Origin of the sequence: Mycobacterium asiaticum (assembly GCF_001668675.1) — a bacterium.
GTDB classification, from domain to species: domain Bacteria; phylum Actinomycetota; class Actinomycetes; order Mycobacteriales; family Mycobacteriaceae; genus Mycobacterium; species Mycobacterium asiaticum_D.
The window spans coordinates 1-8,260 of record NZ_LZKQ01000069.1; the positions used below are offsets into that span (position 1 = coordinate 1).

Annotated in this window: 8 protein-coding genes and 2 rRNA genes; 6 read left to right on the top strand and 4 right to left on the bottom strand. The window is 66.2% G+C overall.

Features of this window, described 5'->3' with window-relative positions; genetic code table 11:
* Positions 1–345 (top strand): 23S ribosomal RNA (locus A9X01_RS06460); the annotation flags it as partial.
* Positions 346–430: 85 nt separating this feature from the next.
* Positions 431–544, top strand: a 5S ribosomal RNA gene (gene rrf / locus A9X01_RS06465).
* Between the two features lie 156 nt (positions 545–700).
* Here the strand turns inward: rrf and A9X01_RS06470 are convergent.
* From A9X01_RS06470 to A9X01_RS06480, 3 genes are all read right to left on the bottom strand, one after another.
* Positions 701–1,198, bottom strand: a complete 498-nt coding sequence (locus A9X01_RS06470) for a methylated-DNA--[protein]-cysteine S-methyltransferase (protein ID WP_065119963.1) — start codon at positions 1,196–1,198, stop codon at positions 701–703.
* The gene (locus tag A9X01_RS06475) at positions 1,195–2,697 is read right to left on the bottom strand and encodes a DNA-3-methyladenine glycosylase 2 family protein (protein WP_065119964.1); all 1,503 of its coding nucleotides are present in this window, start codon (positions 2,695–2,697) and stop codon (positions 1,195–1,197) included. The genes A9X01_RS06470 and A9X01_RS06475 overlap by 4 nt, the downstream gene beginning before the upstream one ends.
* Positions 2,698–2,760: 63 nt before the next feature.
* Positions 2,761–4,395 carry an adenylate/guanylate cyclase domain-containing protein gene (locus A9X01_RS06480; protein WP_065119965.1) on the bottom strand — a complete coding sequence of 545 codons (1,635 nt, stop codon included), beginning with the start codon at positions 4,393–4,395 and terminating at the stop codon, positions 2,761–2,763.
* 45 nt (positions 4,396–4,440) lie between these two features.
* On the opposite strand from A9X01_RS06480, the gene nucS reads away from it, so the two are divergent.
* On the top strand, positions 4,441–5,103 hold the full coding sequence (nucS, locus tag A9X01_RS06485; RefSeq protein ID WP_065119966.1) for an endonuclease NucS: 663 nt from the start codon (positions 4,441–4,443) through the stop codon (positions 5,101–5,103).
* Complete coding sequence (locus A9X01_RS06490) at positions 5,103–5,390, top strand: Rv1322 family protein (protein ID WP_065119967.1); 288 nt, start codon at positions 5,103–5,105, stop codon at positions 5,388–5,390. Before nucS ends, A9X01_RS06490 begins: the two co-directional genes overlap by 1 nt.
* A gap of 1 nt (position 5,391) precedes the next feature.
* Here A9X01_RS06490 and mce read toward each other — a convergent pair whose 3' ends face one another.
* On the bottom strand, positions 5,392–5,850 hold the full coding sequence (mce, locus tag A9X01_RS06495; protein WP_065119968.1) for a methylmalonyl-CoA epimerase: 459 nt from the start codon (positions 5,848–5,850) through the stop codon (positions 5,392–5,394).
* An 82-nt stretch (positions 5,851–5,932) separates the two neighbouring features.
* Between mce and A9X01_RS06500 the strand changes: the two genes are divergently transcribed.
* Entirely contained in the window at positions 5,933–7,114 is a 1,182-nt protein-coding gene (locus A9X01_RS06500) for an acetyl-CoA C-acetyltransferase (protein ID WP_065119969.1), read from the top strand.
* 122 nt (positions 7,115–7,236) lie between these two features.
* Positions 7,237–8,175, top strand: coding sequence for a tetratricopeptide repeat protein (locus A9X01_RS06505; protein ID WP_065119970.1), 939 nt, complete (start codon positions 7,237–7,239; stop codon positions 8,173–8,175).
* Positions 8,176–8,260: the final 85 nt, after the last annotated feature.

An 8,260-nucleotide genomic window follows, 5' to 3' on the forward strand; every position in this document is an offset into this window, starting at 1 on the left:
GCCCATTAAAGCGGCACGCGAGCTGGGTTTAGAACGTCGTGAGACAGTTCGGTCTCTATCCGCCGCGCGCGTCAGAAGCTTGAGGAAACCTGTCCCTAGTACGAGAGGACCGGGACGGACGAACCTCTGGTCCACCAGTTGTTCCACCAGGAGCACCGCTGGATAGCCACGTTCGGCAAGGATAACCGCTGAAAGCATCTAAGCGGGAAACCTTCTCCAAGATTAGGCTTCTCACCCTCTAGGAGGGATAAGGCCCCCTGCAGAACACAGGATTGATAGGCCAGACCTGGAAGCTCAGCAATGAGTGTAGGGAACTGGCACTAACCGGCCGAAAACTTACAACACAACCAAACTCGCAACCACATATCCAGTGACACGGCTTTTTAGTCGTGGGCACCACACCCCCCATCAACACAAATTTAAATAGAGTTACGGCGGCCACAGCGACAGGGAAACGCCCGGTCCCATCCCGAACCCGGAAGCTAAGCCTGTCAGCGCCGATGGTACTGCCCTTTTCGGGTGGAAGAGTAGGACACCGCCGAACACACAAAAACACCCCCTGCAAAGGGGGTGTTTTTGCATTCTCGAGTTAGTTCGCCGAACCCCGAGTTAGTTCACCGAACGTGTGGAGGGTGAGCAGACGTGAAAGCCCCCAATTTCGTGCCGAAATGGGGGCTTTCACGTCTGCTCGCGGACAGACCTAATCGAACAACGTCAGGTCCGCCGGGGCCCGTCGCTTTTCCAGCGCGAGTAGCGTCTGTTTCCGGTCCAATCCGCCGCCATATCCGGTCAATTTCCCGCTTGCGCCGATCACCCGATGACACGGGACGATAATGGCGATCGGGTTGTGCCCGTTGGCCAATCCGACGGCCCGCGCGGAGCCGGGGGCACCGATCTGCTCGGCGATTTCTCCGTACGACCTGGTTTCGCCATACGGAATGGTCAACAGTGCCCGCCAAACCCGCTGCTGAAAGGCAGTGCCGCGCAATTCCATGTCGATATCGAAATCGATCAGCTCGCCGGCGAAATAGGCATCGAGTTGCTTGGCCGCGCTGACGAATGCGCTGTCATCAAGTGCCCAGCCGGCGCGGCTGGGTTCGTAGGTCTGATCCACCATTCGCAGATTCGTCAGCACCCCGTCCTGGCCGGCCAGGGTGAGCGGTCCGATCGGGCTGTCGATGGTGCGGTAGGTGATCATGCAGTCTCCTTCAGGTCCTCCGTCGGCGGCCATTGGTTCACCGGGTGGTCGAGCGTGGTCCACAGGTGCTGGGTGGCGTACGAACGCCAGGGCCGCCACCGAGCGCTGTGTGCGAGCAGCGCACGTTCCTGCGACGGCAGTCCCAACCGTTCGGCGGCCAGCTTCAGTCCGAGGTCGCTGGCCGGGAACGCATCTGGGTCGCCCAACCCGCGCATCGCGATGATCTCCGCTGTCCAGGGCCCGACCCCGGGGAGGTCGATCAGTTGCCGGCGCGTCTGCATCCAGTCGCATCCTGCATCCAGGCTTACGCTGCCGTCGGCAATAGCGCCGATCAATACACTCAGGGTGCGTTGCCGCGCCTTCGGGACGGCCAGATGGACCGGGTCGATATCGGCCAACTGCTCCATGGACGGGAAGGTGTGAGTCAGCCCGCCCGCGCCGTCATGCACGGGTTGTCCGTAGGCCGCAACCAGCCGCGCGGCGTGGGTACGCGCGGCCTTGGTCGACACCTGCTGGCCCAGCACGGTCCGCACTGCAAGCTCGGCTTCATCGACGGTGCGGGGGATCCGTTGCCCGGGCGCCTTCGCAACTACCGGACCCAGATCCGGGTCCGCGCTGAGCGCCTCGACCACCGCTTCAGGATCCGCGTCGAGGTCCAGCAGCCGCCGGCACCGGGCCGTCGCGGTGGTGAGATCCCGGAAGTCGTCGAGCACCAGCTGGCAGCGCACGTGGTCGGGGGCTGGGGTCAGGCTGACCAGGCCGTTGCCGCAGGTGAGCCGCAGCGTGCGCCGGTACGCGCCGTCGCGTACCTCTTCACAACCCGGCACCGCGGTGGCGGCCAGATGCCCGAAGACGCCCTCATAGGCGAACGGCGTGCGCACCGGCAGTCGCAGGGACACCGCTCCGGCCGACACCGTCCGGGCCGACCGGAACCGCGCTGCGGCGCGCTGGCGCAACGCCGTCGGGGTGCTGTCGCACACCAGGCGCACCGTGTCGTTGAACTGGCGGATGCTGGAAAAGCCGGCGGCGAACGCGACGTCGCCGAACGGCAGGTCGGTGGTCTCGATCAGCACCCGTGCGGTTTGCATCCGCTGGGCGCGAGCCAGCGCGAGTGGCCCGGCGCCGACCTCGGCGTGCAGCAGCCGTTCCACCTGCCGCGTCGTGTAGCCCAGGTGAGCGGCCAGGCCCGTCACGCCTTCGCGGTCCACGGTGCCGTCGGCGATCAAGCGCATGGCGCGCGCCACGATGTCGCCGCGCACATTCCACTCCGGCGACCCCGGCGACGCGTCAGGACGGCATCTCTTGCAGGCCCGGAAGCCCTCTCGCTGGGCGGCGGCCGCCGTCGGGAGGAAACGCACGTTGCGGGCCAACGGGGGCCGCACCGGACAGCTGGGGCGGCAATAGATCCGCGTGGTCAGGACCGCGATGACGAACCAGCCGTCAAATCGGGCGTCCTTGGCCTGGACCGCCCGGTAGCAGCGTTCGAAATCGTCGTGCACTCTTCGACCATTACACCCCGCCGCGGACATGACTGGCGGAAAAGCGACATCAACGTGGTCGGTTCAGTTCTCGGAATCAACCGGATTCACCGGAGAAGCCAGCCGGGTCGGTTCGTCGTGTCCGCGCAGCGTCACTTCCTCACCGAGGGTCCAGTGCTGTTGCTCCTCCTCGCTGGCACCCGACACCGCGTCGGAGGACGCCAGCAACCGGCCAGGATGGTCTTTGGCCAACTCACACAGCCGGGCCGCCTCGTTGACCGGGCCGCCGATCACGGTGTATTCGAACCGCTCCCTGGCGCCGACGTTGCCGGCCACCACCTGGCCGGCCGCCACACCGATCCCGGCCTTGCACTCCGATATCTCGTTCGCGAGGCGCTCGGCCATGCAGCGCGCGGCGCTCAGGGCGGCGTCCTCCGGTCTTTCCAGGCGATTCGGGGCGCCGAAGATGGCAAGGGATGCGTCGCCTTCGAACTTGTTGACCAGCCCACAGTGCTGGTCAACCTCTTCGACGATGATCGTGAAGAATCGGTTGAGCACCTTGACCACATCGGCCGGGCGCTCGGTGGTCACCAGCTTCGTAGAGCCGATGATGTCAATGAACAGCACCGCCACGTGGCGTTCTTCCCCGCCGAGTTTGGGCTTTTCCTTCTCGGCGGCGAGCGCGACTTCCCGCCCAACGTGCCGGCCGAACAGGTCGCGCACCCGCTCGCGCTCGCGCAACCCGGCCACCATCGCGTTGAAACCACGCTGTAGCTCGCCGAGTTCCGTGCCGTCGAAGACCACCAGATCGCCACGCAGGTTGCCGCGCTCGACGCGGCTGAGCGCCGCGCGCACCACCCGCACCGGCGTAGCGGTGAGCCAGGCCAGGATCCACATCAGCGTGAAACCGAAGATCAGGGTCGCGGATGCCACAAACAGGATGCAGACGGCGAATTGGGTCTCCGTCATGTTCCGCAACAGGATCTGGAAGATAGCCACCAAGGCGATGCCCACGACCGGCACGCCGGACCCGAGCAGCCAGACCATCAGGGTGCGGCCCATGATGCCCGGCGCCAGTCGCCGCGGCGGCGGGCCCGCTTCCAGGGCCTGCGCCGCCACCGGTCGCAGCGCGAACTCCGCCAACAGATAACTCGCGGTGGCCACCAGGACGCCGCAGAAGGTCACCGAGAACAGATACCGCGGGATGAAGATGCGGTTCTCCAAGCCGTAGAGCGTGGTCAGCAATGCCGCCCCGATGCCCCACAGGATCAGGTCGACGATCGCCACCCGCCACGGGGCCAGGAAGGTGTTGCGTTCATCCTCGGGCGTCGGGTCGCGTTCTTCGATGGCCCAACGCAGTGCCTGCACCGTGCGCCGGGTGATCCAGTAGGTTCCCACCGCCAGCGCGAGCACGATGTATGCCGGGGACACCCCCAAGGTGATCCAGAGCAGTTCCTTGTCGAACACACTGGGCACCGGGATGGCCACGGTCACCAACAGCAGCGCGACAACGATTCCCATCAGGTTGGCGCCGACGACCATCGAGGTCAGGATGATCTGGATGCGGACCCGGCGTCGCTGCTGGCTTTCGGACACGCGCCCGAGCAGCCAGGAGCCGTACGCCGGGGTATCGGGCCGACCGCTTTGGCGGGTCACCCGTTCCAGGACTCGTCCCAGGCGCTGCGCAATGCTCGGTTTGGCGGCCTTCTTGGGCGACATGGTGGCGTCAGCCTATTCCTTCCAGCACGCTCTAAGGTAAATCGGGTGCGTCTAGTGATCGCCCAATGCACCGTCGACTACATCGGTCGGCTCACCGCGCATCTCCCGTCGGCCCGCAGGTTGCTGCTGTTCAAAGCCGACGGTTCGGTCAGCGTGCACGCCGACGACCGCGCCTACAAGCCGCTCAACTGGATGAGTCCGCCGTGCTGGCTCACCGAAGAGCCCGGCCCGGTATGGGTCGTGGAGAACAAGGCCGGCGAGCAGCTGCGGATCACCGTCGAGGAGATCGAGCACGACTCCAGTCACGAGCTCGGGGTCGACCCCGGCCTGGTCAAGGACGGTGTCGAAGCCCACCTACAGGCATTGCTGGCCGAACACGTGCAGCTGCTCGGCGAGGGATACACGTTGGTCCGCCGCGAGTACATGACCGCGATCGGTCCGGTCGACCTGTTGTGCCGGGACGCCAACGGTGGCTCGGTGGCCGTGGAGATCAAGCGCCGGGGCGAGATCGACGGGGTAGAGCAGCTGACCCGCTACCTCGAGTTGCTCAATCGCGACAGCGTGTTGGCGCCGGTCAAGGGAGTGTTCGCCGCCCAGCAGATAAAACCGCAGGCTCGAACGTTGGCCACCGATCGTGGAATCCGTTGCCTGACTTTGGATTACGACAAAATGCGGGGGATGGACAGCGACGAGTACCGGCTGTTCTGATGGCGCGGCGCCGCAAACCGCCGCCGCGGAGGCCCGCACTGCCGCCGATGCTGCAGCGAGTCGAGACCGGTCCGGATGGTTACGAGTACGAGGTGCGGCCGGTCGCGGCCGCACGGGCCGTCAAGACCTATCGCTGTCCCGGATGCGATCACGAAATACGTTCGGGCGTCGCGCATTTGGTGGTGTGGCGAGCGGAATCACCGGGATCGATCGACGACCGCCGGCATTGGCACACGCCGTGCTGGGCCCACCGCGCCAATCGCGGTCCGACCCGCAAGTGGTACTAGCTCAGCGAGGTGCCGGCTCTACCAACTCGATCAGGACGCCGCCGGCGTCCTTGGGGTGGATGAAGTTGATCCGGGAGTTCGCGGTGCCGCGCCGGGGGGCTTCGTAGACCAGCCGGACGCCCTGCGCGCGCAATTGCTCACACATCGCGTCCAGATCCCTGGTTCGGCAAGCCAGTTGCTGGATGCCCGGGCCGCGCTTGTCGATGAACTTCGCGATCACCGACGTCTCGTCGAGCGGGGCCATCAACTGGATCTGCGCGCTGGTGCCGGGCACCGCCAGCATCGCCTCGCGAATCCCCTGGTCGTCGTTGATCTCTTCGTGCACCAGGATCATGCCGAGGTGGTCGTTGTACCACTCGATGGCGGCATCCAGGTCGGCGACTGCAATGCCGACGTGGTCGAGTCCGGTGACCAGCGAGGTAGCGAGACTGCGACGGGCGTCAACTTGATCGGTCGTCATTACATAACGGTAACCTCGGAACAAAGAATGCGCTTCTCCGGGTTGGCACTATCGGTCGTTCGGTGCGCGTGTAGGAGGTTTGATGACAACGTCGGTGATAGTTGCTGGAGCCCGGACTCCCATCGGGAAGTTGATGGGTTCGCTCAAGGATTTCAGCGCCAGCGACCTGGGTGGGATCGCGATCAAGGCGGCACTGGAGAAGGCGAACGTGCCGGCTTCGCTGGTCGAGTACGTGATCATGGGACAGGTGCTGACGGCCGGCGCCGGGCAGATGCCGGCACGCCAGGCCGCGGTCGCCGCCGGTATCGGTTGGGATGTGCCGGCCCTGACCATCAACAAGATGTGTCTGTCCGGGATCGACGCCATCGCACTGGCTGACCAGCTGATTCGGGCCGGCGAGTTCGATGTGGTGGTCGCCGGTGGTCAGGAGTCCATGACCAAGGCGCCGCACCTGTTGATGGACAGCCGGTCGGGCTACAAGTACGGCGACGTCAAGGTGCTGGACCACATGGCATACGACGGCCTGCACGACGTATTCACCGATCAGCCGATGGGCGCGCTCACCGAGCAACGCAACGATGTCGACAAATTCACCCGTCAGCAGCAGGACGAATACGCTGCCCAGTCGCATCAGAAGGCCGCCGCTGCCTGGAAGGACGGGGTTTTCGCCGACGAGGTCGTGCCGGTGCAGATTCCACAGCGCAAGGGCGATCCCCTGCAGTTCAGCGAGGACGAGGGCATCCGCGCCAACACCACCGCCGATTCGCTGGCCGGGCTCAAGCCCGCGTTCCGCAAGGACGGCACCATCACGGCCGGCTCGGCGTCCCAGATCTCCGACGGCGCCGCCGCGGTGGTGGTGATGAAGAAGGAGAAGGCCCAGGAGCTGGGGCTGAGCTGGCTGGCCGAGATCGGTGCGCACGGCGTGGTGGCCGGGCCGGATTCCACACTGCAGTCGCAGCCCGCCAACGCGATCAAGAAGGCGCTCGACCGGGAGGGCATCACGGTCGACGAGCTCGACGTGGTGGAGATCAACGAAGCGTTCGCCGCGGTGGCGTTGGCGTCCACCCAGGAACTCGGCGTCGACCCCGAAAAGGTCAACGTCAATGGCGGAGCGATCGCCGTCGGGCACCCGATCGGCATGTCCGGCGCCCGGATCACGCTGCACGTGGCGCTGGAACTGGCCCGCCGCGGGTCGGGCATCGGCGTTGCCGCGCTGTGCGGTGCCGGCGGGCAGGGCGACGCGCTGATCTTGCGGGCTCCGTAACCAAGCAAACGTTTGCTAGCGGGGCGCGCAGCGGTGCCCTCGCGGGCCGATGTGAGATTGGTCATATCCGCCGGTCAGAGGCCGCCGCGACTAGGCATAGCCGGCGTGACAGACTTGTCGGCGTGACACGTCCTCGGCCCTCGATCGGGCCAGCGTTGGCCGGTGCGGTCGACCTGTCCGGTCTCAAACAGCGCGCCCAGCAGAAGGCAACTGCCGGCCCGACGGCCCGGCCGTCGGCACCGGCGGGTTCCGAGTCCGGTTCTCCCGGCGAAGTGCGGATCATTCAGGTCACCGAAGCCAACTTCGAAGACGAGGTGATCAACCGGTCCGACGAGGTGCCGGTCGTCGTACTGCTGTGGTCGCCCCGCAGCGACGTCTGCGTCGACCTACTCGAGACGCTGTCCGGGCTGGCCGCCGAGGATAACGGCACCTGGGTGCTGGCCGCCGCGAACGTCGACGCCGCCCCCGGCATCGCCCGGATTTTCGGCATACAAGCCGTCCCGACGGTGGTGGCTTTGGCTGCGGCACAACCGGTGTCGAGTTTTCAAGGGCCCCAACCGGCCGATCAGCTGCGCAGCTGGATCGACTCGTTGCTCGACGCGACTGCCGGAAAGCTCAAAGGGCCGGCGGGTTCGGGTCAAGCGCAGCAAGTGGATCCGGTGCTCGCCGAGGCGCGCCAGCAACTGGAGGCCGGTGACTTCGAGGCGGCGCGGACGTCGTACCAGACGATCCTGGACGCCGACCCCGGCAGCGTGGAAGCCAAGGCGGCCATCCGCCAGATCGACTTCCTCACCCGCGCGACCGCGCAGCGACCGGATGCGGTCGCTGTTGCCGATGCCGCCCCCGACGACATCGAAGCCGCGTTCGCGGCCGCCGACGTCCAGATCCTCAATCAGGATGTCAGCGCGGCCTTCGGGCGCCTGACGGCTCTGGTGCGCCGCACCTCCGGTGACGACCGCACCAAGGTGCGCACCAGGCTTATCGAGCTGTTCGAGATCTTTGACCCGGCCGATCCTGAGGTGGTCGCCGGCAGGCGCAATCTCGCCAACGCGCTGTACTGATCCCCTGCCGAGCCGCGCCCGCCGACCCCAGCCCCCCCGCGGGGGGTGGGGGGTTTGGGGGGGGGGGGGGGGGGGGCGGGGCATC

Excerpts from the sequence above, each read along its gene's own strand:
- mce (WP_065119968.1), bottom strand. The coding sequence starts at position 5,850 with ATGACGACCGATCAAGTTGACGCCCGTCGCAGTCTCGCTACCTCGCTG.
- A9X01_RS06500 (WP_065119969.1), top strand. The coding sequence starts at position 5,933 with ATGACAACGTCGGTGATAGTTGCTGGAGCCCGGACTCCCATCGGGAAG.
- A9X01_RS06470 (WP_065119963.1), bottom strand. The coding sequence starts at position 1,198 with ATGATCACCTACCGCACCATCGACAGCCCGATCGGACCGCTCACCCTG.
- A9X01_RS06490 (WP_065119967.1), top strand. The coding sequence starts at position 5,103 with ATGGCGCGGCGCCGCAAACCGCCGCCGCGGAGGCCCGCACTGCCGCCG.
- A9X01_RS06480 (WP_065119965.1), bottom strand. The coding sequence starts at position 4,395 with ATGTCGCCCAAGAAGGCCGCCAAACCGAGCATTGCGCAGCGCCTGGGA.